The organism is Mailhella massiliensis (assembly GCF_900155525.1).
GTDB lineage: Bacteria > Desulfobacterota > Desulfovibrionia > Desulfovibrionales > Desulfovibrionaceae > Mailhella > Mailhella massiliensis.
Map to the genome: position 1 here is coordinate 671,156 of NZ_LT706952.1, position 25,832 is coordinate 696,987.

The following is a 25,832-nucleotide window of genomic DNA, read 5'->3' on the forward strand; positions in this document are numbered from 1 at the left end:
GAAAAGCCTGCGGTCGCAAGACTAGCACAAAGCCGCGCGAAGGGGAACGCCCTCCCCTCACGCCCCTCTGCCGGGATATCCGGCTCCGCAGAAAAACGCCGCCGGCCATGCAGGAAGAAGCCCCTGTTCTCTTGCTTTTCGCCTTCTCCGTGCCGCCGGGAAATGCACAAAAAGCCCCGGCCGGCGGGCACCGGAACCGGGGCTTTCAACATAGGTTCTGCGGACTGAAAACTCAGCGCTTGAAGGTCAGGCCGTCGGCCTCAAAGGGCAGATAACGGGGATTTACGCCGTCCGGCCTGCCGTAATAGGCCATCCAGTACGGACGAAAGAAGGTTTCGTGCTGCACCTCGCCGAAGCGGGGCAGATTGCGGCACATGCGCATGATGATGCGCCGCGCGAAGTTCATGGCGAGCTCGTCGGCTTCGCCCGCCTCCATCTCGAAACGGCCTCCCTGAAAATGCTCGCCCTGCACAGGAGCGAGGGCAAGCTCCGTATCCTTCACGGCGCAGCGTCCGTACAGCGCGTTGACGGCCACGGACATGACGCCGCCCGTTTCATGCCTGCGGAAGGGAAAGCGGCGCGCCTCCACCTCATACGGAAGGCGGATCATGTAGAACCGGACGTATTCCAGCCTGAGTTCCGTAAGAGGCGCCCTGACGAAAAGCCTGCCCAGAAGGCCTCCTTTACCCTTCGCCCTGCGAAGCACCTCTTCCCTGGCAAGCGTGACGGGCGTGGCCATCATGTCCATGAACGACTCCTGATTGCGCCCCGCAGGGCAGTAAAAGACATCAGCGGTGCTGACGGAAGAAATCACGAATGCCGAGAACGGTGATGGTCGTGCAGACTATGGCCACGATCACCGGCAGGATATAGCCGAGCAGGCTCACGCCGCTGACCAGCCCCCACACGAGGACCACGGCTTCCAGAATGATGGCCACAACAAACCTGATATCGGCGGAAAGGATCTGATCCATGAGAAACCCCCTTATTCACATTCATTGACGGGTTCGGCGTCGCGGTCGATGGGCTTGCCTATCATGTTGCCCAGCAGGAACAGGATGAAGGAAACGGGCAGCGCCACCAGCATGGGCTTCAGGCCGAAGGGATTGCCCATGAACTGCCATACGAGCGTGGTGCCCATGCCGCCGAGCATACTGAGGAAGCCGCCCGCCACGGTGAAGCGCCAGCGCCAGAACAGGCCGCCCAGCACGGGGACAAAGGCGGAAGCCAGATACAGGCCGCCGAGGAAGATGACGGCGTCCAGCACGGCGGAGAACTGGAAGGCAAGCAGGCATCCGCACAGGCCGATGCAGACCATGAAGAAACGCGTCAGGCGGATCTGTTCCTTATCCGTCATGCAGGGCCGCAGCAGCGGCTTGATGAGGTCGCAGGTGAGCGTGGTGGCGCCCACGAGGAAGAAGGAACTCATGGTGGACATGATGACCGCGAGAATGGAGCATATCCAGAGCCCGGTAAGGAAGGGAGGCATGGCGTTGATGGCCATGGTGAGGAAGGCCTTGCTGCCCTGCAGGTTCGGATACATGGCGCGGGCGCCGAGGCCGAGCATGGTCATGACGGTATCGAAGGCCATCCAGATGAGCAGGCAGGTCAGATAGGCGCGCTTGGCGGTCTTGGCGCTGTTGGAAGCGCCGAAACGCTGATAGGCGGCGGGGTCGGCATAAACCTGGAAGCCCAGCAGGAAGAAAACGAGAAGCTGGCTTATGGGCAGGCCGCCCGTGGGAGAAAAGTGCCCGGCGGGAAGCGCCGCGCGCAGCCCCTCGAAGCCGCCCACGCTGCTCCATACGCCCGGAAGCAGAAGGAGCGTGAGGCTGGTCATGAGGAAGAACTGGAGCACGTCCGTCATGACCACGGACCACAGTCCGCCGAACATGGAATAGCAGATGACCACGCCCACGATCACCGCGCCGATGACCCAGTTGGGCAGGCCCGTGACGGTATTGCCCATGATGCCCACGGAAACGATGTCCATGAGGCGGCTGGAATAGCACACGATGAGCACCGCGCCGAGGAAGGCCACGGGGCGGGCATACAGCCTGCCGAGAAGCGCGGGAATGGTGTTTTCCTTCACGCCGCGCACCCGGGGAGCCACCCACAGGGCCAGGGGAATACGGCCGAGATGCGCGGGTACGCACCATACCACGAAGGCCGCGATACCGGCATTGAAGGCCAGTTCCGCCGTACCGAACACGGCGCCGGAACCGTACCAGGTGGCGGCCACCGTCGCCACCACCATGGGGTAGGACAGCGCCCTGCCCGCCATGAGATAGTCTTCCGAGTTCCGCACCTTGCGGGAAACGTACCACCCCACCAGAATCATGATGCCGAGGTACAAGAAGATGGCCAGCCAGTCGAGACCGGTCCAGTTAACTACCACATCCTGCATAACACACTCTCCCATGTTGAAATGTCGGATTTCAGACTCCGGTCATGTCGCGTGCGATCTCCGACATGCGTCCCGAAGCCATGAGGTCATAGCCGCGTTCAATATCCGCGCTGATCACGCGGTCATGTTCAAGGAAGGGGATGACGGCGCGCACGGCCTCATAGGCCCGCGCCGTGACCGCGCCGAGGGGAGCCAGACCGCGAAGATCCACGGCCTGGGCGGCATGGTAGGCCTCCATGCCCAGCATATAACGGAGATTGTCCAGAATCCGTGCGGTCTTGCGCACGACCAGAGGCGCGTTGGAGGCATGGTCCTCCACCTCGCCGGAAAGAGCCATGTAGTCCACGCTCACCGGATTGGACAGATGCCGTATCTCCGCTTCCAGCGCGGAGAAGGTCTTCTGATTGGTGGTATAGGCCATGACGCTCGTGCCGTCCGGGCTGAGGAAACGGGGCAGACGGCTGAAACCGTTGCTGTCCATCTTGATGACCTGATAGCAGATGTTGCGCGCCAGATGGCTGAGGGCCTGCCCCAGCATTTCAAAGCCGAGCACCCACGAGGTGACCTCGAAGTTGGAATTGTGGGCGAAGCGCCTCTCCTCCGCCAGCACGCAGGGGTTGTCGTCCGTGGCGTTGATGTGCAGCAGAAGATGAGGCTTCAGGTAGGAAATCGCGTCGCGCACGGCGCCGTGCACATGACAGGCGGAACGGAAGCACAGCGGGTCCTGCATGGTGGCGGCCACGCCGCCCTTCCAGAGAAAACTGCCTTCAAGGTAACGGCGCACGCGCGCCGCCGTCTGCGTGGGGCCGGGCACGGGGCGGCGGGCATAGCAGGCCGGGTCCAGCGGCGACACATTGCCGCCGTACCCTTCCAGCGCCAGCGCATAGATGAGGTCGGCCGCGTCCATGAGCCGTTCGCAGTCTTCCAGCACCAGAGCGGCCATGCCCGCCGCCATGGCGTTGCTGCTGACGATGGCGAGCCCTTCCTTGCAGCCGAGCACGAGAGGCTCAAGTCCCGCAAGTTCCAGGGCACGCTTTGCGCTCATGCGTTCGCCGCGGAACACGACATCGCCCTCGCCCATGACGGCCAGCCCAATGTGGGCCAGGGAAACGAGGTCGGCTTCACCTATGGAACCGCGGCCCGGCATGACGGGGTGCATGTGCAGGTTGAGAAAATCGCGGTAGCGCTCCACCAGTTCCCAGGAAACACCCGTGCCGTCGGCCAGAAGGCAGTTGAGGCGCACAAGAAGCGTGGCGCGGACATCGGCTTCGCAAAGTTCCGGTCCCACGGCGGCGCTGTGCGAACGGATGAGCATGGTGTTGAACGCGGCAAGGCCTTCCCGGCTGATATCCCAGTCCTTGTTCATGCCCACGCCGGTGTTGAAGCCGTAGATGCGCGGCAGACTGCGGTCCTCGGCCATGGAAAGAACCATGCTTCTGGTGCGGCGGATGCGCTCCTCCGCTTCCGGCGCAATCTCCACGACCGCGCCCTGCCGGGCCACAAGGGCAACCTGTTCCAGCGTCAGGTCGGAACCGGTCAGACGTATGATGACATTCATATTCGCTCCGAGGGCCTTCAGGCCCGGCTGCGCCCGCGCAGCATCAAGGCCGCAACGAGGCTGATGACGGAAAAGACGAGATAGATGAGGAAAGCCCGGGAATACGCCGCTTCCGTGCCGAGGGGGGCCAGTCGTTCCAGCATTTCCCCGATGACGGCCTGAAGGCAGGCCGTGCAGGCGAAAATGGAAAAGCTGAGCATGGAGGTGGAAAGTCCGAGCACCGAAGACGGAAGCGCCTCACGCGCGGCGGTGAACACCACCGACGCCGTGGCGTTGCCCGCGATGCAGATGCCGCCGAACTGAAGCCACAGCGCCCATACCGGAAGAGGCGCGGGGCAGAAACAGAGCGAAAGCGAGCTTGCCGTCGCGCAGAGCGAGCCTGCCGCCAGCACGATCTTGCGGGAATGCAGCCTGTCGGAAAGCCACGCCCCGGCAGGCGTGCCGATGACGAGACTCAGAGCGCCGAGAGAAAGCAGCGCCCCCGTGGATTCGGCGGAAAGATGATGCACGTTGCGGTAATAATCCCCGGCCCACAGCCCGGCGAAGGAAAAGAACAGCGACGCGCCCGTAAGGTACCAGAGCACCACAAGCCTGTACTGCCGCGAGGAAAACAGCACCCGGAAGGCCCCCGGCCCGCGTTCCGCGGCGGAAGGAGCGGAAGGCGCCGCATCGTCAGGCAGGCCCAGTTCCCGCCTCTGCGCGGGGGAAGGCGCGTCCTTCACCAGGAAAAAGAGCACCGCGCCCCAGAAAAGGGAAAAAACGGCGATGAACCAGAACACCGGCCGCCAGCCGAAGCCGGCGCTGAGCGAAGCCAGAGGGGCTGCGGCAAAAAAGGTGCCGAGTCCGCCCACGGCCATGAATATGGACACGAGGCGCGCATAGATGCCCTCGCGGAACCAGCGGCTCATGATCTTGAAGGATGCCGTGGTGACCACGGCCATGCCCATGCCGACAAGGGCCCTGCCCGCAAAGGCCTGCCCCGCGCCTTCGGCCGAGGCGAAGAGTATGCCGCCCACGCCGCCGAGTCCGAAAAGCAGCAGCATGGTCCGGCGGGGACCCCAGCCGTCCACCATGAGTCCGGCCGGTATCTGCGTGGCCGCGTAGGCATACAGGAAGGCGGACCCCAGCCAGCCCGTCATGGCCGGGGCAAGCTGAAGCTCCGCGGCAAGTTCCGGCATGATGACGCCGAGACTGAGTCTCTGGAAGAAGACGAGAAAATAGGCGCCGCACAGCGCGGCAAAAAGCAGGCAGGCATAGGAGAAGGAACGGGAACGCATGGTCATACCAGCCGGGGACGAAAAGAGGGGGAATAAAAAAGGATTCGGGGAAAAGGCGAAGCGGCGCGAGCCGCTTCGCCCGTACATCAGCGGTAGCGCAGCTTCTGGCCTATGCCGAGCTTTTCGGCCTTTTCCAGCATGGCGCAGCCGAGGGCGATGTCGTTGGTGCTCAGGCCGCGATGCCAGAAGAGAATGGTTTCGTCGTCGCTTTCACGGCCGGGCCTGAGTCCCGCCACGATCTGCCCCATTTCGGCGTGCAGGTTTTCCTGCGTGAGCTTGTCCGCTTCCACATGAGGGCGCAGGGAACCGTAGGGCAGGCCCTTGCGGCACTGGCCCCAGTCGTCCACCACGATCTTGTCCATGATGTCGGTGAGCGAAAGCTCCACCGCGCTCATGGTGCCGTAGGGAACCACGAAGGCGCCCTTCTTGATCCATTCCGTCTTCAGCATGGGGCAGGGAGCGGGCAGACGCGTGGCTTCCACCACGATGTCGGCCCCCCTCACGCAGGATTCCCAGTCGTCCACCACGCGCACAGGTTTGCCCAGGTCTTCGGAAAGTCTTCTGCCGAAGGCCTCGCGGCTTTCCGGCCTGCGCGAATGCACGCGGATTTCCTCGAAATCGAAAAGCGAATCGAGAAGGCGCACGTTCCAGTACGAGGTGCCGCGGGAACCGATGTGGCCGAGAATGCGGGAATTCCTGCGGGCCATGTATTTTGCGCCCAGGGCCGTCACCGCGCCGGTACGCATGTCCGTGATGGACGTGGCGTCGAGAATGGCCTTCACCATGCCGGTTTCGGGGTCGAACAGATTCATGACCGCCATTTCCGAGGGCAGGCCCTGCTTGTAGTTGTCCACATAGTCGCCCACGATTTTCACGCCCGCCACGTGCAGGGGCTGTATGTAGCCGCGCAGCACATTGAAATGCCCCTTGGCGGAATCCTCCGGCACAAGATGCACCCTGGGTTCAATGCGCGTCTGGCCGAGGCCCTGGGCGCGGAGACTTTCCTCCACGGCGGCGAGAATTTCGGCGTCGGTCATCTTCAGGGCGGCCACGTCGGGCCCGTTGAGATAGGTAAGGTAACTTTCCTGCATGGTGTGGACTCCGGAAGGTTCAGGTGAATATCAGACGGGGCAGGGATAGCCGAGGCGAAGCGCCGCGGCCTCCTGCTCCGCCAGTACCGCGTAGTCGGAAACAGACGGCAGGGAAAAACTCTTCATACACAGCGCACGGCGAAGCTCTTCGCCTCCCGGGGCGAGGCTCCACTCCGCCAGAGCCCCCCGCAGCGCCGCGACGACGGCATCCTCCGCCTCCGGCGACGCTGCGAGAAAGGGCATGGCCGTCAGGGGAGAACGGCCGAGTATGACGAGCTCTTCCCGCAGTTCTTTTCGCGCGGAAACAAGCAGATGATAAAAGTAGCTGTCCAGCGGAACGACGTCGACGCGCCCTTCCCGCAGGGCATTCAGACATGCGGCCGGGGTTTCGAGTTCCACGCTTTCGGCGTAGAGCTTCCGGCCCGAAGCGTGGGGAGCAAGCAGAAAACGGAGCGCATTGTACCCCGACTGCGAATGCGCGCCCATGTGCCCGAGCCTTGCGCCGAAGCTCTCCTCCACCTTCGTCCAGCCGCTTCCGGCGCGCGCCAGAAGAAGCGTGCGGTAGACGGCCTTTTCCCCGGAATCGGGGCCGAGAGGCGCGCCGATGATGCGGTGCCTTGCTCCGGCCTGCACATAGGGCCGCCCGCAAAGGAACACCAGCCCCATGTCGGGCCGCTTCCACAGCTCCCCGAGAGGCGCGGGCGCCCGCCATTCCACGACGCGCAGATCCACCCCGGCAAGTCTGCCCGCCTCGGCAAACACGGTCCGCCATGCCTCCGCATGGAAGGGGGTAGCGTCATACAGTCGGGAACAGGCGATAAGCGTAGTCATAACGGCCTCTCGAAAACATTGCCGGGGAAAACGACTCCGGGCGGGACGCCCGGCTTCCGCCGGAGGGTCAGGTCCGTTCTAACACTCTAAAAATTTTTTTGTCAAAACAATTATTGATAAAATGTATTGATTGATATATAGAGAGCTTTGATAGCAGCTCCCATCGCTCCGTTCTGCGCCCCTTTTCAGCACAGGGGCACGGACAAAACCGCGTTTGTCCGGGGAAAACGCCATGATAGAACCTTTCAGCGGAAACTTTCTGCAATGGCTGCGCGGCTTCTACGCCGTGGCGGAATACGGCAACATGTCGCAGGCGGCGGAAAGCCTCCATCTGAAGCAGCCCGCCGTAAGCTACCTTGTGCAGTGCCTTGAGGCGGAACTCGGGGTGCAGCTCTTCCACCGGCGGAACAAGAGCATGGAACTTACGGACGAGGGGCGCATTCTTCACGAGAAGGCCATCACCATGTTCGATCTGGTGAAGGAAATCCGCTCCGAGGTGGGCAGCGGAGGCAAGGCGGAATACAAGGGGGAGATATCGCTTTCCACCACCCACAGCGTTTCGGCCAACATCATAGCCGGGCCTCTGGCGCTCTTTCATCAGAAGTATCCGCGCACGCGCTTCACCCTGCAATCCGGCGGGGAATCGAGCTTCACGCTGGATCTGGTCAACAGTTCCGCCATCGACTTCGGCATTCTGGCGGGCAGGGAATTTCCTCCCACCATAGAGGCGCGCCCGCTGTTTCTCTCCCGTCTCGTCCTGGTCTGCCCGCGCGGCAGCGGCTTCACACGCGATGAAAACGGCGTGCTGTGCGACCCGCGGGAACTGGACGGCGTGCCCTTCGTCGCCTTCTCCTCGGCAAGCACGCTGAGCAGAGTGGTTACGGACGAACTGCACAAAAGCGGAGCCACGCCCTCCGTCGCCGCCACGGCCAACAATTCCGCCGTCATTCTCTCCTATGTGCGGGCCGGCATGGGCGTGACCATTCTGGAAGACTTCACCGTCCGCCGGTACCAAGATACGCTGGACATCTATCCTCTGCCCGGAGAAGGCGTGCTGCGCCAGTATTCTCTGATCACGCGGCGGCGCAGGCACCTGCCGCCCCAGAGCGCGGCCTGCATAGACATGCTGTTCCGGGAGCTTTCCGGCAGCATCGTGCCGCTCTGAGCCTGCGGGAAAAAACGCCCGCGCCACTCCTGAGCCGAGGGCATGAAAAAACGCCTTTTCGAAACGCACGGAACCTGGGATTCCGTGAATCGAAAAGGCGTTTTCCGTAACCGTCCGTTTTCCCGGGCTGCGCCAAAAAGGCGCGCCTAGAGAAACGGCGGCCGTACCGGCTCGGCCCGGCCTCATGCTACAGGAGGGAAGCGTATATCTTCGCTATCTCCTCCTCGGAAAGCGGCCTGAAATTATTGGCAAGCAGCCGCTGCTGCGAAACAATGACGGTGCGGGCGAAAAGGGAAACATCCTGCTCCGTCATGCCGTATTCGCGCAGTCTCTTCAAAGGAAGGATGGCCGCAAGAAGCTCCGCAAGCCGTGCAAATGCTTCCTCTCTGCGGCAGGCAAGGAGCGCGGCGAGCGTATCCGCAAGTTCCGCAAGGCGGCCTTCAAGCCCTGCTTCCCCGTAGACTTCGAGCACGGCCGTGAAAAGCGCGTAGTTGGATTCCCCGTGGGGCACATGGTACGTTCCGCCCAGCGGGTAGCTCAACGCATGAACGGCGGCACAGCCCGCGGTACCGAAGGCCAGTCCCGCAAAGTTGCTGGCGATGAGGAAATCCTTCATGAACCTTCCGCGCGCTTCCCGGCCCTCGTTCCGTATGGCCTGATAGCCGCGCAGGATGAGTTCCATGGCCCTGTGACTGAAAAGAAGCGTATAGGGCGTGGCCTTTGGAGAAAGGGCCGATTCCACGGCATGGACCAGCGCGTCGATGGAACTTGTGGCGAACACCCCCCACGGCAGGGCGGAAAGCAGCTCGGGCACGAGCACGGCCTGACGGGCGAACATGGCCGGGGAAACCAGGCCCGTCTTGCTGCCCAGCCTGGTCCGGTTGAGGATGGAAATATTGGTCACCTCGCTCCCCGTGCCGCAGGTGGTCGGCAGAATGACAAGCTCCCGGTGCGCCTCAAGATGCGCCATGTCGCGGTAAAGATCGTCCGTGCGCGCGCCCGCAGGAGCCACGGCCAGCACCTTGGCGATATCGATGACGGTGCCGCCGCCGATGGCGATGATGCGGCCTTTGCCGAAGCCTTCCATACGCTCCAGAATGGCGTCCACCATCACGTCGGTCGGTTCCCCGGCTCCGAACTCCTCCTGATGGATCACCCGGGCGGGAAGGTTCAGATGCCCGAAGAAAGGCTCGTAAATATACCTGTTGCTGAGTACGACGTCATCCGCCGTGATGCGGAACTGTTCCGCAAATTCCCGGCAGGTATCGAAATAATGAAGTTCCGGCTTGAACTGAAGTTGCAGCATGGCTTGCCCCCACGTTGAAATGAACAATGCCGAAGTCTTCTGCACATTTCATGCCATACGCTGTTTTTTCTTCTTTTTCAGCGTGTTGTAGACATTCTTTCCGTTTTTCCGCCCTGTCGCTTGCACAAACGCAAAAGCCCCGGAAGCCGCGCCTTCCTCTTTCCCGGCCGAAAAACGGAAGGCCGGGCCCTTCCTGCGCTCTTCCGCCGCGCCGGAGCCCGCCCGGCGGCACGCCGCTCCCGGCGTTTGCAAAAACGCATACGCGGAAACACGGAAAGCCAGCCCGGAACGGTTCTTCCGCTCCGGCCCTTCAGCGGATTTCCACGGAAAGGCCTTCTTCCTGGAATACGTCCGCAATGGCTTCCAGCCTGTCCTGCGGCAGGGAAAGACGGTCGTAGCCGAAAGGCAGGCCCATCTGGGCGTACTTGTCCCCGCAGAGGGTGGAACATGTTTCCAGAATATGGAAGAAGGACCCCGTCTTTTTCACGATGCGGGCGATGTTGCGCATGGTGACCGTATCGTCGTTGAAACCGGGAACGACAAGGGTGCGGCTGTTGATCTCAAGGCCGGGAAATTCTTCCACGATGCGCTGGAAGTTGCAGAGAATGCGGGAATTGTCCACCCCCGTGCCCCTGCGGTGCGCCAGAGGATCGCTGTGCTTGATGTCGAAGAAAAGAAGATCCGTCTCACGCAGCGCGGCTATGGTATGCGGTGCGTCGAGGTCGAAGAAGCCGCAGGTTTCCATGGCCGTATGCAGCCCTTCCTCATGGGCAAGGCGCATGAGATCGGCCGCCTGCTGCGGGTGCATCATGGGTTCCCCGCCGCTCAGGGTAATGCCGCCGCCGTTCATGATGTAATCCTTGTCCTTGAGGATATCCTCCATGATCTCTTCAAGGCTCATGGCGCGGCCGCTCATGAACAGCGCGCCCGAAGGACAGCGGGACACGCATTCCCCGCAGTCGGTACAGCGGTCGCGCGCCACGCGGATGGCGTTCTTGCTCACATAAATGGCGTCGTGCGGGCAGGCTCCCACGCAGTGCCTGCAAACGGCAGGCCCGATGCACTTTTCCGTATTGCAAACGAGCACGGGCCTGTTGCGGCGGCATTCGGGATTGCAGCACCAGTAGCAGCGCAGCGGGCAGCCCGTGAAGAACACGGTGGTACGCAGGCCGTGCCCGGGACAGGGAGAAAAATGCTGGATTCCACTGATGAGCAGCGGCATGGATTCACGGGACATATTTTTTCTCCTGCGCGGCATGTTTCTGCACCAGTTCATACTTCACCAGCTTGCGCCACAGCGTGGAGAAATGCACGTCCAGCGCTTCGGAAACGGCCTGAATGGTGCCGTACTTTTCCATGGCCCTTTCCAGATATTCCTTTTCAAAGGCGGCCATGGCGTCCTTGAGAGACAAGGTTCCTTCCTGAAGCCCCGCGGAAAAGCAAGCCCCTCCCGAAGGGGGCGGAGGCTGGGAAATATCGGGCAGAGAAACGGGCTCCATGCGCTCCTTTGCGGTGAGCTGATACTCCTGCTGCAGGCGCGCGGGCAGATCGTGCAGGCCGAGGGTATCGCCCTCGCTCATGACCAGCAGCCATTCCATGATGTTGACGAGCTCGCGCATGTTGCCCCGGAAGGGGTAACGCAGAAGCCAGCGCAGAAGTTCCGGCGACATGGTCTTGGAGGCGTCGTTCTGCGTGTTGTACTGCTCTATGAGCTGATCGATCATGGCGCGGACGTCTTCCGGCCGCTCGCGCAGGGGCGGAATGACGTTGGGAATGACGTTGAGCCTGTAGAAAAGGTCGCGCCGGAAACTCCCCTTCTCCACCTCTTCGGCCAGATTCTTGTTGGTGGCGGCAAGGATGCGTATGTCCACCGAGGTGCGCTTCGTGCCGCCTACGCGGATGAAGGACTTTTTCTCAAACACTTCCAGCAGCTTGGACTGAAGACTGTATTGCAGCTCGCCGATTTCGTCCAGAAAAAGCGTGCCCTTGTCCGCCGTTTCGATAAGTCCCATCTTGCCGTGGGCGCTGGCGCCGGTGAAGGCCCCCTTCTCGTAGCCGAAAAGCTCGCTTTCCAGAAGCTGTTCGGGAATGGCGCCGCAGTTGATGACCACGAAGGGCCGGGAACTGCGGCTGCTGTTGTTGTGGATGAGGGAGGCCAGCATGGTCTTGCCCACTCCCGATTCGCCGGTGATGAGCACGCAGGAATTCGTCTTGCTCACCTTGAGGGCCTGCTGCACCACCTGATTCTTGACGGAACTGTGCACCGTAAAACCCGAGGCATTGCAGATGCGCTGAAGCTCCGCGGAGGGGATGCCGGGCTTGGGAGCGGCGGAAACGGCGCTCGTTTCCGCTTCCGGCTGAGGCGCGGCCTCGCTTTTGAGCTGGAGCATCACGCGGAAAAGATTGCCCGAATCATCGAAGGCGGGGGTGGCGCTGCCCTGATAGGTCTGCCCCGTGGGCAGCGTGACGGGCATGGTGACCCGCGTTCCCGAAGCTCCCGCCTTTTTGAAAAGCGCCACGAGGTTGCGGGGAGAACGCTGAATGTCTTCGATATGCCTCCCCACAAGTCCCTGCCTGCCCAGAAGAATGAGCTTTTCGTAGGCGGAATTCACGTTGCGGATGACGCCGCGGCTGTTCAGCGTGAGGAAAATATCCTCGAACTGATCGACCACGGTTTCAAATTCCCGCGCCAGATTCGCATATTCGGGAAACTCGTGGATGATGGCGCTGAAGTTGTTGATGTCCTGCATCATGGTAATGACGCCCGCCGTGACGCCGTTGTACTCCAGAGGCATACGGCTGACCACCACCGTGGCCATGGGCAGGCGCAGGAGGGAACAGATCTGCGGAATGCCCGTGGCAAGAACCTTGCGCACCTCCACCCAGTCGTGCGGGCTGGCATCGGCCAGGGGAAAACCCGTCTTCGGAATGCTTCCCCCCTGGTGCAGGAGCCGTGCGGCCTGATTGATATGGTAGACTACGCCCTCGGCATCCACCAGCAGCACCCCGGAAGAGAGCGCGTCGGTAAAGGCGCGCACGCTTTCATGGGGAAGAAAGGAAAGCGATGACTGGGGAAGCTTCTCGTCTCTCATGGTTTTCGACATGACAGGCCCGCCGTCTACCGGGCTTTCTGAAGCGGACATCTGCAGGAAAACGCCGCCGAAGGGAAGGAATAGCCCTGCGCGTTGAGGCCGGGAACATTCAAAAACAGGCTGTTGTATTCATACGGTGAATTGCGCAGCACCGTCAATTCCGCCGGCGTCAATATCTGAAAACGCAGGAACCAGTGCTGCTGACGGCACCATGTCTGAAGCAGGCTCATGAGCGCCTCCACGCCCGCCTCTCCGCATATCTGCCCGGGCAGAAGCGTGGAGAACATGACCCGCGCCCCGAGGGAGGGAATATCGGGATTCTGCACCGCCGTTTCCGAACTGAGCGACACCGTGGGACCGAGCGTCCTCACCAGGTGCGAGGGGGTGACGCCGAAAGAAAAATTGTTGCCTGCGAAACGCCCGTCCGCCGTGGCTCCCGAAACGCGGCCCATGGCGATGTGCGCCTTCACCGGCACATAGAAGATTTCCCCCCTGCCGCCGTAGCTGTTCACCTCGCTCCTCGCTCTTGTGAGGAGCAGCCTGTCGATGTGGCGGCCGATGTCGTCCACCCAGGGGATGCGGTTGCCGTATTTGGGCGAGTTCAGGCAGAGCTGACGCACGTCCTCATGCCCTTCGAAGTTCACCGCGAGAATATCCAGAAGTTCACGCAGGGAAAGCTTCTTCTGCCGGAAGACCAGCGTGTCTATGGCGGCCAGGGAATCCACCACGGTGGCGAAGCCGATGATGCCGAGAAAACCGCCGATGCTGCGGCCTTCGGGCACGGCCCCCACGGACATGTCCACCCCGTGTTTCATGCACAGATCATGCAGGCAGGAAAGCAGCGGAGAAGCGATGTGCCGAGGCCGCAGGCGCTCCAGTATGCCCTGCTGCCGGAAGGCCATGTCGAGAATGTGCAGAAGCTGACGCCGGAAAAGCTCCATGAGCTGTTCAAAGGAGCCTATGGCCTCGGCAGGCCCCGTGGAAAGGCCCGTGCGGCGGGAAGGCTTGGGGGAACAGTAGCCGTCGTGCAGGGCCATTTCCAGCACGGCGGGCAGGTTCAGCCAGGTGGCTCCCACGAAATAGGTGTCCTTGTTGATGAGCCTCGCCTCGGAATAGCCGCTGCCGCAGTAGTCGCGCGCCTCCTCCGCCGTGGCTCCGTTGGCCGTCTGCCGCGCGATGATGGTCTCGTCGTTGAAAAGCACGGGACTTGCGCCGTTTTTCTGGGTGGCGCGGCATATCTCCCTCAGAAATTCCTCCGGCGTGTCCTTATGGATACGCACGCCGAGATACGGATAGTCCAGCGGAAATTCCGAGGCCGAACGCAGAATCAGGAAGGAAAGAGCGTTGGTGGCGTCGCCGCCGGAAGCGAGCCTGCCGCCCAGGGTGGTGAATTCCCAGTGGGCGAGATCCTCATAAATCTTGGCGCCCGTGGGCGAAGGCTTGAGGCGCACGAACTGGGCAAGGTGACACCACAGATCGTCGAGATACTCACGCGCCTTCTGCTGCGTCAGCACGCCGGAGGCAATGTCCTTCTCGTACAGAGGCCGGAGATACTGGTCCATGCGGCCGTTGCTGATGTTGCCGCCGTACTCCGCCTCCATGCGGGAAACCATCTGCGTGAACCACTGGGCCTGAACGGCGTCGGCAAAGCTTTCCGCAGGTTCCCACGGCACGCGGCGGCAGCGTTCGGCAAGGGCGAGACGCTCCTTGCGGAATTCCTCCGTCGCCGCCCCGAGAGCCTGTTCCTCGGCAAGGGCGGCAAAGCGTTCGGCAAAACGCCGTACCCCCCGGCAGATTTCCAGCACCGCCTCGTAAAAATCCCGCTTTTCCGCCGGAGCTTCCGCGAGCTTTTTCTCCGCCTCCTCCGCAATGCCCCGGAATCCCCGCCGCAGCACCTTGTCGTAGTCCAGCGCCCACTGGAGCGAATGACGCACCGTGGCCGTTTCCTGCACGATGAAGGCGGGATGCGAGGCGTCGCCGTTGATGTAGAGAAGGTTCTTCAGCTCCGGCGGCAGCTCGGAATAAAAATGCTCCTGATAGGTGCGGCCGTGCCAGTAGGGAAGTATCCGCGTGCGGGCAAGCTCCATGTCGCCGCCTGAAATCAGAAACTCCTCGGGAGCGAAATCCTCGTCTTCCAGAAAGGCGCTGTCGAGTTCGGGATAGAAGATGCCGCAGCGGCCGGAACCGAAGGAACCGGCAAGCATCTCGTCGGGAGAAAGTTCCACGGGAACATGATCGAGCACATGCACGAGAGCCTTCGCCCAGCGCAGGGGAAGAGGCAGATTCTCCGTTTCCCGCATGGACTCGGTGAAGTACAGCGCCCTGCCCATGAACAGGCGGGGACGCGAAGCGGCTATGCGGCTGATGCGCCGGGCAAGACGCGAAGGCCTCCTGTACGGCGCGGGAAGAGAGATCTGATTCATGCTTTCCCCCGAAGAAGCAAGGATATTATAGGGAAGCGACCTTTTTTTTCAAGGCTTCAAAGTCCGCTCCGGGAAGCTGTACATCGCCCATGGGATAGCTTCTGCCCAGCGACTCGTACTTGGAACGCCCCATGCTGTGATAGGCCAGAAGCTCGTATTCCGCGCCGAGGGAACGGGCGAAATCGGCCGTGGCGAGCAGGTTGTCCTCGTCGTCGTTGATGCCGGGAATCACGGGCGTGCGTATTCTGAGGGGCAGGGAGGGAAATTCCCGGCGGAGCGCCTCAAGGTTGGAGAGAATGCGCTTGTTGGAAACCCCCGTGGCCTTCATGTGCGCCTGCTCGTCCATATGCTTTACGTCCACCATGAGGTGACGGATATGGGGCATGACGGAAAGGAAGGTCTCCTCGGGGGCGAAGGCGCTCGTTTCCATGGCCACGTCTATTCTTCTGCGCCCGGCCTCCCGGCAGAGCGCCAGCAGAAACGCCGGCTGCATGAGCGGTTCTCCCCCGCTCACGGTAAGCCCGCCGCCGGAACGGGTATAGAAAAGGGCGTCCTGCTCCACCACCTTCAGCACTTCTTCCACGGTATAGGGCCTGCCGTAGAACACCAGCGCCTTGTCGGGGCAGACCTTGACGCAGTCGGGGCATTCGGCCCGGCACAGATCGCGCCGTATGGCAAGGGTGCGGTCTTCCTTCAGGGAAAGCACGCCTTTCCCGCAGCGGACCACGCATCGGCCGCAGCCGAAGCATTTTTCGGGCCTGTACCCGTGTTCCGGCTCCGGGGACTGGGATTCGGGGTTGCAGCACCACAGACAGCGCAGGGGACAGCCCTTGAAGAAGACCAGCGTGCGTATCCCCGGGCCGTCGTGTATGGAAAATTTCTGAATATTGAAAATGATGCCGTGCGTCGCGCTCATGGAGGCTCCTGAAAACCGGCCCGGAGCGGAGACTCCGGGCCGGCGGAAGGAAAAGAACTACATCTTGTCGTGTTCCGTTCTGGCGATCAGGTCGTTCTGCAGATCGCGGGAAAGTTCCGTAAAGTAGGCGCTGTAGCCCGCGATACGGACGATGAGTCCCTTGTAGAGCTCGGGATGCTGCTGGGCCTGAATGAGCGTTTCACGGTTGATGACGTTGAACTGCACATGCCACAGACGCAGATCGCAGAACACGCGGATGAAGTCTACGAGCTTTCTGGTGCCGTCCTCCCCTTCCAGGCACTTGGGGGAGAACTTCACATTGAGAAGACGCGCGGCCCTCTGGCTCATGTTGTAGTTCTTGGTGTTGAAGTTGGAACGCAGCACGGCGGTGGGTCCGTTGATATCCGCGCCGTGGGAGGCGGAGGAACCGTCGGAAAGCGGCGTCCAGGCCTTGCGCCCGTTGGGCGTGGCCGAAACCACACGGCCGAAGGGCACATGGGAGGTGAAGGGCACCATGCGGAAGTCGCAGCGGATGCCGAGCCTGTGCGCGTATTTCGCGCTGAACTCCTGGGCCAGACGGTCGATTTCAAGGCCGATGGAATCGGCGTATTCATCATCGTTGCCGTACTTGGGCGCGTTGGCGAGTATGGCCTGCACGTCCTCCTTGCCCACGAAGTCGCACTCAAGAGCGTCCAGCACTTCCTGCATGGACAGGATGCCGTCTTCGTACACCACCTTCTTGATGGCGGCGAGGGAGTCGATGGCCGTGCTGTAGCCCAGGCATTCAAAGTAACCGAGGTTCAGGCCGCCCTTGTACTGATGATCCTGATGCAGGTCCACACATTCGCGCATGGCAAGCACATGCAGGGAATCGGATACCGGCGTGGCGAAGTGGGCAGCACGGGTTCTGATGATGTGGTACTGCTGGAGGAAGGCGTGACGGATGATGAACATCTGCTGCTTCACATAGGCGTTCCAGAACTTCTCCCAGGTATCAAAGGTACGCACGTCGCCGGTTTCCAGCGTGAGCAGCTCGTCGCCGAACTTCTTCATGCGGCCGTTGTACAGGGTGAGTTCCACCGCGGCGCCCAGGCTGAACTGGGCATGACCGCTCGTGTAGGTATCCACGCGGGGCATACGGATTTCAGCGCAGCCCGAGGCCGCGTAGTCGTAGATCTCTTCCAGAGGCGCGCCCTTGGCCAGATGCAGAGGGATGATTTCCTCATCGTTCAGAAGCTTGGGGAAACCGCAGCCCTGCTTGATGGTTTCGGCAACCTCGTAAAGGTAGCGTTCCGGGCTGCGGGCATGAATGCGCGCGGCAAGGTCGGGATAATGCAGGGGGCATTCGCGCTTGGAGCGCAGCACCACATAGGTGAGTTCGTTGGTGGCGTCGCGGCCGTCGCGGGTCTGGCCGCCTATGGTCACGGCCTCCCAGTGGGAATAGCCTTCATGGGTGGCCTTGTTGTAGGGAGTGATGGCCAGGTCCAGGCACTGGGCCATGTTCACCCACATGCACTGGAAAAGTTCCACGGCCCTGTCTTCATCCATGATCCCTTCGCGCACGTCCTTTTCATAATAGGGCCAGAAAAGCTGGTCCATGCGGCCGTTGGTGGGATTGGAGCTGATTTTCTGTTCGAGGCGGGCAAAGGCCTGCACGAACCAGTGGGCCTGCAACGCTTCGTAGAAGGTGCGGGGCGGATTTTCGGGCACCCATTCGCAGTTTTCCGCAATCTGCAGAAGCTCCGCGCGGCGCTTCCCGTCCTTTTCCGCGGCGGCCAGCTCACGGGCCCTGGCCGCATAGCGGTGCGCCCAGGTCACGATGCCTTCGCTCAGCAGCACCATGGCTTCCAGGTAGGGACGCTTTTCGCACTGGTCCAGAGGATCGTCGGGGTCAAGAGCGGCAAGAGCGGCAAGAGCCTCCTCCTTGATGCCCTTGTACCCCAGCTTGAACAGACGTTCGTAGTCGAGGCACCACTGAAGGCTGGAACGGTTGGAGGCCGTTTCGCAGCAGATGTAGCGCGACTGATAGCCGCCCTCGTCGGCATAGGCCAGACGATGAGAATCCCCGGGCAGGCGCTTGTTCAGATCCTGATGGAAGGTCTTGTCCTTCCAGTAGGGAGTGATGAGCTCTTCCACCACGCGGGCGTCTTCTTCCGTGACTTCAAAGGGAGAGGCGGGATCGGAGGGAAGTTCCTTCAGGGCCGAGGCCTGATAGTCGCCGTCCAGTTCCGGGTACAGGATGCCGTAACGGGAACCCTGATGTCCCATGCGGCCCACGATGAGCTGATCGTCGTCGATGTAGACGGTCATCTTCTCACCCATGTGCTTCAGTGCCTTGGCCCAGCGCAGCACCAGCATTTCGCCTTCGGTTTCCTTCATGGATTCCGTGAACAGACGGGCGCGCTCCACGTCGATGAACGGCTTTTTGCCGTCAAAGACGCTGATGAGCTTGTACAGGCGCGGATGCTTCGCTTCGTTGGGGTCCTTCTTGCCCGCGATGCGGTCGAGAATGGTCTGTTCCTGGCCGGAATAGGCCAGATGTTCACAGCAGGACATGACAATGCTCCTTGGAACGGCTTGTCGTGAAAAAGCCGCCGGAAGGACGCGGGAGCGGACACCCGCGCCGGGGTACAAAAAATGCGCGTTTTCCGCAGTACGCGGGCAGTGCGGCCGCTGAACGACGTTTTCAGGGCCGCCTGCGCTGATTTAAAGTCCGAGAAATTCCCGGCCGTTGACGTGGGAAATCCGTTCCATGACTTCCGGGCTGAAAGGCATGTTGCGGAAGGCGGAAACCGCCCGGCTCACGTCCACAAAGGGGTTGGCGCTGGCAAAAAGCACCTTGCGGGAAATGACGGAGCCTGCGGCCTCGATGAGCGTCTGCGACTGGGGCTTGCCCACGCAGGTTGAGAAATCGAGATACACGTTGCGGTTGCGCTGCGTCACGGCCACGGCCTCGAGCATCCACGGATAACCGCCGTGACTGATGAGAATGCGCAGCTCGGGAAAATCGCGCGCCACGTTGTCGATGTACACGGGGTGCATGGGGTCGAGGGAAACGTCGGGCATGAAGGGAGAAAGCCCCGCCGTGATGATGACGGGCACGTTCAGCTCGCAGCATACCGTATAAAGGGGATAGTAGAGCGCGTCGTCGGCGCGGATATGCGCCATGCACGGCTCTATGGACGCACCGCGCATCCCGTCTTCTTCCACCGCACGGCGGAACTCGCGCACGCCCGCCATTTTCTTGTGCGGGTCGAAACCGTAAAAGCCGATGAAAAGGTCGGGAAAGGCCCGCATACACTCCAGCACCAGATCGTTGGAGGGCGGATAGGCATAGGTGCTTTCACAGTCGCGGCCGGTGTACACGGCCTTCTCGATGCCCAGAGACTGCAGCTCTTCCACGCAGGCTTCAAGGCTCTTTGCAGGCGTGGAAGCAAAGGGGGTGAGCTTGACGTATTCCCTGTACACGGGATGCCTGATGAAACTGTCCAGCGACGCTCTGGTCGAGGGCCGGTAACGGAAATCTATGATGGACATGTCTTTTTCCTCTCTTGGGCATCTTATTTTCAAAAAACATGCCAACATATAAAATATTATATATATCAATATATTACAAGAATACCCCTTTTCCCCAAAACTCTTCTGCGAGTTCTTTCATTTGGGCGTTTGCAATACCGGCAACCCATAAAACATGACCATATCTGCATGGAATCCATCATGTTGGAGCCATTGTCCCACCTTGCTGCTCGAACTGGAACCGGTCCTCTGAGAAGAACGTGTTTGCAAAAACAAAAATGCCCTTCTTTCCTCCCCCCTTTATTTGCAATAAAAATAACAATGCACCCCTTACACGGATCTGCACGACGCTATTCCTGACAGACCCATCAAAATAAAAAGTATAAAATTCAATAAAATATAAAAATTACCAATATATTGGCACGGATTTTGCAAAATTACTTCACAAAAGCGTTCCGTGCGAAAAAGCTTACCTGCAAAGCTATGCTTGCTTTCCTGCGAACGGACTTTTAACCCCAGGGAGTTTTTATGAATCGTTTCCTGCACTCAGCTCTGGTAATGGCCCTCGCCCTGTGTTTCGGCTCTTCCGCCGCGACGGCCGCCCCGCGGGGCGGCTCCGTTGGCACCGCCACCGTAGGCGGCACCTACTATATCTGGTCCGGCCCGTGGAATCAGATCGTCCGTGAAGCCATCCCCGACTACGCGATGAATATTGAGGTAACCGGCGGTCCCGTGCACAACATCAAACTGATTGAAAGCCGGGAACTGGATTTCGGCACGGTAAGTATGCCCGCCGTCTTCGATGCATGGAATGGTCAGGACTGGGCAAAGAGAAAGTACCACAGCATCCGCACGCTCTTCCCCATGTATCCGAGCTACGCGACCTTCTATGCCCTGGCCGACTCCGGCCTCAAGAACATCCGCGATCTTGAAGGCAAGATTTTTGCTCCCGGGCCCAAGGGAGGGACTCCCGACCAGTATTACCGCAGCCTGCTGAAGCTCCTCAACATCACTCCCAAAAAAATCGTCAACACGGGCATGAACGACATTCCCGGCCAGATGACGGACGGCATGATCGACGCGGCTGCAGGCAGCGGCGGCGAACCCTTCGCCCCCGCCGTCGAAGTGGACTCCACCAACACGGTGCAGATTCTCGACATCTCTCAGGAAGATATGGAAACCTTCATCAAGGCATACCCCTCCTGGTACATAGGTATGAGACCTGCCGGCGGCTACAAAAACTTCACGACGCCCCGCCCCACGCTCATGTACTGGAACCTGTTCATCTGTCATGAGTCTCTCGACGACGATCTGGCCTACAAGCTCATCGACGCCTTCTTCAGCCATCTCGACGCCTTCGAAAGCATTTACAAGGATACCTGCAACACCCGCCCGGAAGACGTGCTCACCTCCTGCATCCCCATCCATCCCGGCGCCGCGCGCTGGTATAAGGAGCACGGTGTCAATATTCCCGACAATCTCATCCGATAACGCCCTCAGGCCCTTCATTCTTTCGGCACCCGCGGGGGAGGCCACGCCTCTCCCGCCTCCCGCCACCGGAGTACGCATGAACCAGCATGATCCTCAGGCCAAAACCGACGAAGTCGTGATTCCGCAGGAGGAACACGTCAGTCTGAAAAGAACGATATCAGGAAAAACTCTGATCTTCGTTTATCTCGTCACCGTATTAATGGCCATCTATCATATTTATATACTTGCCTTTTCCCCGACCGATCCATGGATATTCAGCATCACGCATCTGAACTTCGTCATGGTGATCGGTTTCATTTACTATGCGGCCCATAAGCATTTTCTTCATTCCGTAAGCATCCTCGATATTCTTCTCATTCTCGCGAGCCTGTCGACATATGTCTATGTCATGTACCACTTCACGGAACTCATAGACAGAGCCGGCGTTCTTCCCGAAGGCTACGACATGCTGTTCGGCTGCCTCGCCATCATAACGGTGCTCGAGCTGAGCCGCCGCACGGCAGGCTGGGTGCTCACGCTGCTCGTCGTCGTATTTCTGATCTACTGCGTCGTAGGACCGTGGCTCCCCGGGCTTCTGTGGCATAAGGGGTATTCGCTGGAACGTATCGTAAGCTATATGTTCAGCCCGCAGGGCATTTACAACATTCCCCTCGGTACCACGGCCCGATTCGTCTATATTTTCGTCCTGTTCGGGGCCTTTCTCGAGCTTTCCGGCGCAGCTCCCTTCTTTATGGACTTCGCCTACGCCGCCGCAGGCCGTTCCCGCGGAGGTCCCGCCAAAGTGGCCATCATTTCCAGCGGCCTTCTCGGCATGGTCAACGGCACGAGTACGGGCAACGTGGTCACCACCGGTACGCTGACCATCCCTCTGATGAAAAGAACGGGCTATAGTCCCTCATTCGCAGGCGCGGTGGAAGCCTGCGCCTCCACAGGCGGACAGATCATGCCCCCCGTCATGGGCGCGGCTGTGTTCCTTATGGCACAGATGATCAACATGCCCTACACGGAAATCATGGTGGCCGCCACTCTGCCCGCGCTGCTCTACTATGTGGCACTCTACATGTCCGTGGATCTTGAAGCCGGCCGTATCCGTCTGATGGGTGTTTCCCGCGACAAACTGCCCCCGTGGAAGAACATACGACGCAAGGCCTATCTTTCCCTGCCCGTCTTCGTTCTTCTGTACTGTCTTCTCATCATGCAGGCTTCCGTCGTCTTCTCCGGCCTGGTGGCCCTTGTCTCCGCCATCGGCATCGGCATTGTGGAACGACGTCTCTCCTCCGGCAGCATGTTCACTATGAAGGAATGGTGTGAAACCATCAAAGACGGCGGTATGAACGTCATACAGATAACGGCGACGTGTGCGGCCGCAGGCATGATCATGGGGGCGCTCACCCTCACCGGTCTCGGCCTGAAGATAGCATCCATCGTGGTCAGTCTGTCGGGCGGCAACCTCTTCGTATGCCTCGTGCTGACCATGCTGCTGACCATTCTGCTCGGCATGGGCCTGCCCACCATCGCCGCCTATGCCATCCCCGCCTCCGTGGTGGTTCCCGCCCTGGTCGACATGGGAGTTCCCGAACTTGCAGCGCACATGTTCGTTCTGTACTACGCCTCCCTTTCCGCCATCACGCCGCCCGTAGCTCTTGCCTCCTTCGCGGCAGCGGCCATCGCCCACTCCAATCCGCTCAAGGTTTCCTGCGTCAGCGTCAGACTGGGCATAGCCGGCTTCATCATTCCCTATATGTTCGTGTACGGACCGCAGCTTCTGCTGGTTGGCGATCCGCTCTCCATTGCTCAGGCCTGCATTACCGCCATCGTCGGCGTGATCGCCCTCTCCATCGCCATCATCGGCTACCTGAAAACCTCTGTGAGTCATGCGGAACGCGCGCTGTATGTGGCATGCGCCATGCTGCTCATCAAGCCGGGCTTCATCACCGACATCGCGGGCTGCGGACTGCTCGTCGCCCTGATTCTGTGGAACGTCAGAAAAAGCAGGCAGGCCCGGACCGACGGCGAAAAGGTTCAGGCATGACGGATATCAGCTTCTCCGAGGGAGCAGCCGGAGCAAAAGCCAACACTCTTCCTCTGCCTTGTCACCGTGCATGACGGTGTCCCTCATTCCCGCAAGGGCCGCTGCGAACATTCGCAGCGGCCCTTGTCAGAAGGAACTTTCATGATGGATTCTTCCGCCACTGGCAGGCGCATCGATTCCTGCAAAAAAGAATACGCCGCGCTTCTTTCCGTTACCGTACTGACCTTCATGGGATTTTACTGTCCGCAGCCGCTTCTGGATACCATTGCCGCAGGGGAAAACATTTCCAAACCGGAAGCCGGACTTCTCATGACCGTAACGATTCTGCCTTTTGCAGCAGCACCTTTTCTCTACGGCAGGCTGCTGCATTTTCTCACTCTCAGCAGACTGCTGCGTGCTTCCCTGCTCGGCGCGGGGCTTTCCCTGTTTCTTGCAGGACTCAGCGGAAACTTTCCTGTCATGCTTCTCTTCCGCTCCGTACAGGGAATCCTGCTGCCGGCCGTTCTTCTGTGCCTCACAACACGCATCGGTTCCCTGTACTGCGGACGCGAACTTCAGGTGAAAATGGCCACCTATGCGGCCGTAACCATGGTGGGAGCCTACGGAGGACGTATTCTTGCGGGCTTTCTCTGCTCCCGTTTTTCTCCCGGCTCCACGCTTGCCTTCTTCGGCCTGCTTCAACTGTGCGCCATAGTCCCTTCCCTGTATGTTTCCGACGCGGAAAAGCCGGGAAGTCACGAATTCAGCCCTTCCGCCGTCGGCTCCTTCCTGCGGGACAAAAAACTTCTCCCCGTCCTGCTCATCGGCCCCGTCTGCATTTTCGGCTACTCCGGTGTTCTGAACTTTCTTCCCTTTCACCTGCGGAGCATCGACAGCAGTATATCTGAAGCAGCCGTGGGTCTTGCCTATCTCACCGGCCTGTTCAGTGCATGCGTGGCCATGAACAGCCGCCGGCTGCTGAATATTCTGAAAGGAGAATGGAACCTTCTGCTGGCGGCAGCCTCCCTGTTTTTTCTTTTCTTTCCTCTCTTTCTCTTTCCGTCCCTTCTTCCGGCATGTACGGCCATGCTGGGAGCGGGGACAGCCTTCGCCATCATTTACGGCAACTGCCCCGGCATGGTGAACCGGGCCTCATCCTATGACCACGGCATCACGAACAGCCTGTATCTCAGCGTCTATTATCTGTTCAGCGCCCTCGGTTCCCTTATTCCCGTCATCATCTACAGTTCCTGGGGCGTCGGGGCGTTTATCACCCTGCTGCTGTTCATCAGCGCTGCGGATATTCTTCTTATTCTGCGGGCAAGACATATAGCATCGCTCTCGTAGCCCTCAAAAAAGACATGCCCCTTGCTGCCCATACGGCGGGACATTCCATGCAAAAGGGGCGACGCCCGAAGGCGCCGCCCCTTTTCACTTCCCGAAGGAGAAAACTACACTCTGCCCTTGAGAAGTTCGGAAATCTGCGTCACGTCCTTGTCGCCGCGGCCGGAGAGACAGACCAGGATGATCTTGTCCTTGTCCAGCGTGGGCGCGATGCGCATGGCGTGGGCCAGAGCGTGGGAGGATTCCAGCGCGGGAATGATGCCTTCCCTGCGGGAAAGGGTAAGGAAGGCTTCCACGGCCTCGTCGTCGGTCACGGTCACATACTCGGCCCGGCCGGAATCTTTAAGCTGGCTGTGTTCCGGGCCCACGCCGGGGTAGTCGAGACCGGCGGAAATGGAATACACCGGAGCCACGCCGCCGTTTTCGTCCTGAAGCACATAGCTGTTGAAGCCGTGCAGAATGCCGGGCTTGCCCTTGCACAGACTCGCCGCATGTTGGCCGTATCCCTGCCCCTTGCCGCCGGGTTCCACACCCACGAGCTTCACTTCCGCATCATCGAGGAAACCGGCGAACATGCCGATGGAGTTGGAGCCGCCGCCCACGCAGGCCACGGCATAGTCGGGCAGACGGCCTATCTGTTCCAGGCACTGGGCGCGGGATTCTTTGCCGATGACGGACTGGAAGTGACGCACCATGACGGGATAGGGATGCGGACCCACCGCGGAGCCGAGCACATAGAACATGTCCGGTTCCTTCACGAAGCATTCCAGGGCTTCGTCCACGGCTTCCTTCAGGGTACGCTGGCCGCTCATGGCCGCGCGCACTTCCGCCCCCATCATGCGCATACGGAACACGTTGAGCGCCTGACGGCGCATGTCTTCCTCGCCCATGTACACGATGCATTCCATGCCGAAAAGCGCAGCCGTGGCGGCCGTGGCCACGCCGTGCTGACCCGCGCCGGTTTCCGCCACAAGGCGCTTCTTGCCCATGCGCTGCGCCAGAAGCACCTGACCCAGGGTATTGTTGATCTTGTGCGCGCCGAGGTGGTTCAGGTCCTCGCGCTTCAGATAGATCTGCGCGCCGCCGAGTTCACGGCTCAGATTGCGGCAGTGAAAAACAGGAGAAGGACGCCCGCAGTAATGGGCGAAGAGGTCGGCCAGCTCGGCCTTGAAATCGGGGTCGTCGCGATAGTGCGTGAAGGCTTCGTTGACTTCGTCCAGCACCTTCTTCAGGGCTTCGGGAACGTACTGGCCGCCGTAGGGGCCGAAGAAACCGGTTTCAAACGCCTGGGCACAGGTTTTGCTGGATTCGGAAACGCTCATAGGATGCTCCTTCTTATTTGAGGGGGAGCACGGCCTTCCGTTTCTGCCTGTAAAAAAACCGCGGCCGTTGCTCCGACCGCGGTTC

At 60.5% G+C, this 25,832-nt stretch carries 19 protein-coding genes; 4 read left to right on the forward strand and 15 right to left on the reverse strand.

Annotated features, from left to right (window positions below):
* Positions 1 to 232: 232 nt before the first annotated feature.
* The 7 genes from CZ345_RS13245 to CZ345_RS13275 all read right to left on the reverse strand — a co-directional run bounded on the left by CZ345_RS13245 (position 233) and on the right by CZ345_RS13275 (position 7,161).
* On the reverse strand, positions 233 to 748 hold the full coding sequence (locus tag CZ345_RS13245) for a hypothetical protein (protein WP_077073571.1): 516 nt from the start codon (positions 746 to 748) through the stop codon (positions 233 to 235).
* A gap of 40 nt (positions 749 to 788) precedes the next feature.
* On the reverse strand, positions 789 to 974 hold the full coding sequence (locus CZ345_RS13250) for a hypothetical protein (protein ID WP_077073572.1): 186 nt from the start codon (positions 972 to 974) through the stop codon (positions 789 to 791).
* An 11-nt stretch (positions 975 to 985) separates the two neighbouring features.
* Positions 986 to 2,395, reverse strand: a complete 1,410-nt coding sequence (locus tag CZ345_RS13255; protein WP_162274978.1) for a sodium:solute symporter family protein — start codon at positions 2,393 to 2,395, stop codon at positions 986 to 988.
* A 40-nt stretch (positions 2,396 to 2,435) separates the two neighbouring features.
* Positions 2,436 to 3,962 carry an HAL/PAL/TAL family ammonia-lyase gene (locus CZ345_RS13260; RefSeq protein ID WP_077073574.1) on the reverse strand — a complete coding sequence of 509 codons (1,527 nt, stop codon included), beginning with the start codon at positions 3,960 to 3,962 and terminating at the stop codon, positions 2,436 to 2,438.
* 17 nt (positions 3,963 to 3,979) lie between these two features.
* A complete protein-coding gene (locus CZ345_RS13265) occupies positions 3,980 to 5,239 on the reverse strand; it encodes an MFS transporter (protein WP_162274979.1) in 1,260 nt (419 codons plus the stop codon).
* Between the two features lie 86 nt (positions 5,240 to 5,325).
* On the reverse strand, positions 5,326 to 6,330 hold the full coding sequence (locus CZ345_RS13270) for an ornithine cyclodeaminase family protein (protein WP_077073576.1): 1,005 nt from the start codon (positions 6,328 to 6,330) through the stop codon (positions 5,326 to 5,328).
* A 30-nt stretch (positions 6,331 to 6,360) separates the two neighbouring features.
* Complete coding sequence (locus CZ345_RS13275) at positions 6,361 to 7,161, reverse strand: phosphate/phosphite/phosphonate ABC transporter substrate-binding protein (protein ID WP_077073577.1); 801 nt, start codon at positions 7,159 to 7,161, stop codon at positions 6,361 to 6,363.
* Between the two features lie 232 nt (positions 7,162 to 7,393).
* On the opposite strand from CZ345_RS13275, the gene CZ345_RS13280 reads away from it, so the two are divergent.
* Entirely contained in the window at positions 7,394 to 8,326 is a 933-nt protein-coding gene (locus CZ345_RS13280) for a LysR family transcriptional regulator (RefSeq protein WP_077073578.1), read from the forward strand.
* Positions 8,327 to 8,513: 187 nt separating this feature from the next.
* Here CZ345_RS13280 and CZ345_RS13285 read toward each other — a convergent pair whose 3' ends face one another.
* The 7 genes from CZ345_RS13285 to CZ345_RS13320 form a co-directional block, all read right to left on the reverse strand.
* Entirely contained in the window at positions 8,514 to 9,632 is a 1,119-nt protein-coding gene (locus CZ345_RS13285; RefSeq protein ID WP_077073579.1) for a 4-hydroxybutyrate dehydrogenase, read from the reverse strand.
* Between the two features lie 310 nt (positions 9,633 to 9,942).
* A complete protein-coding gene (locus tag CZ345_RS13295; protein WP_077073581.1) occupies positions 9,943 to 10,869 on the reverse strand; it encodes a glycyl-radical enzyme activating protein in 927 nt (308 codons plus the stop codon).
* Complete coding sequence (locus CZ345_RS13300; protein ID WP_077073582.1) at positions 10,859 to 12,736, reverse strand: sigma 54-interacting transcriptional regulator; 1,878 nt, start codon at positions 12,734 to 12,736, stop codon at positions 10,859 to 10,861. Before CZ345_RS13300 ends, CZ345_RS13295 begins: the two co-directional genes overlap by 11 nt.
* A 14-nt stretch (positions 12,737 to 12,750) precedes the next feature.
* Positions 12,751 to 15,147 carry a pyruvate formate lyase family protein gene (locus CZ345_RS13305; protein WP_077073583.1) on the reverse strand — a complete coding sequence of 799 codons (2,397 nt, stop codon included), beginning with the start codon at positions 15,145 to 15,147 and terminating at the stop codon, positions 12,751 to 12,753.
* A 25-nt stretch (positions 15,148 to 15,172) separates the two neighbouring features.
* Positions 15,173 to 16,063 carry a glycyl-radical enzyme activating protein gene (locus CZ345_RS13310; protein WP_077073584.1) on the reverse strand — a complete coding sequence of 297 codons (891 nt, stop codon included), beginning with the start codon at positions 16,061 to 16,063 and terminating at the stop codon, positions 15,173 to 15,175.
* Between the two features lie 57 nt (positions 16,064 to 16,120).
* A complete protein-coding gene (gene hpsG / locus CZ345_RS13315; protein ID WP_077073585.1) occupies positions 16,121 to 18,619 on the reverse strand; it encodes a (2S)-3-sulfopropanediol dehydratase in 2,499 nt (832 codons plus the stop codon).
* Positions 18,620 to 18,769: 150 nt separating this feature from the next.
* A complete protein-coding gene (locus CZ345_RS13320; RefSeq protein WP_077073586.1) occupies positions 18,770 to 19,600 on the reverse strand; it encodes an amidohydrolase family protein in 831 nt (276 codons plus the stop codon).
* 507 nt (positions 19,601 to 20,107) lie between these two features.
* Between CZ345_RS13320 and CZ345_RS13325 the strand changes: the two genes are divergently transcribed.
* The 3 genes from CZ345_RS13325 (at position 20,108) to CZ345_RS13335 (ending at position 24,428) form a co-directional block, all read left to right on the forward strand.
* The gene (locus CZ345_RS13325; RefSeq protein ID WP_077073587.1) at positions 20,108 to 21,070 is read left to right on the forward strand and encodes a TAXI family TRAP transporter solute-binding subunit; all 963 of its coding nucleotides are present in this window, start codon (positions 20,108 to 20,110) and stop codon (positions 21,068 to 21,070) included.
* 76 nt (positions 21,071 to 21,146) lie between these two features.
* Positions 21,147 to 23,102, forward strand: coding sequence for a TRAP transporter permease (locus CZ345_RS13330; RefSeq protein ID WP_077073588.1), 1,956 nt, complete (start codon positions 21,147 to 21,149; stop codon positions 23,100 to 23,102).
* A gap of 141 nt (positions 23,103 to 23,243) precedes the next feature.
* Positions 23,244 to 24,428 (forward strand): MFS transporter, encoded by a 1,185-nt coding sequence (locus tag CZ345_RS13335; RefSeq protein ID WP_077073589.1) that lies wholly within the window; start codon positions 23,244 to 23,246, stop codon positions 24,426 to 24,428.
* Between the two features lie 104 nt (positions 24,429 to 24,532).
* On the opposite strand, the gene trpB is transcribed toward CZ345_RS13335, so the two are convergent.
* Positions 24,533 to 25,747, reverse strand: a complete 1,215-nt coding sequence (trpB, locus tag CZ345_RS13340; RefSeq protein WP_077073590.1) for a tryptophan synthase subunit beta — start codon at positions 25,745 to 25,747, stop codon at positions 24,533 to 24,535.
* Between the last annotated feature and the right edge of the window lie 85 nt (positions 25,748 to 25,832).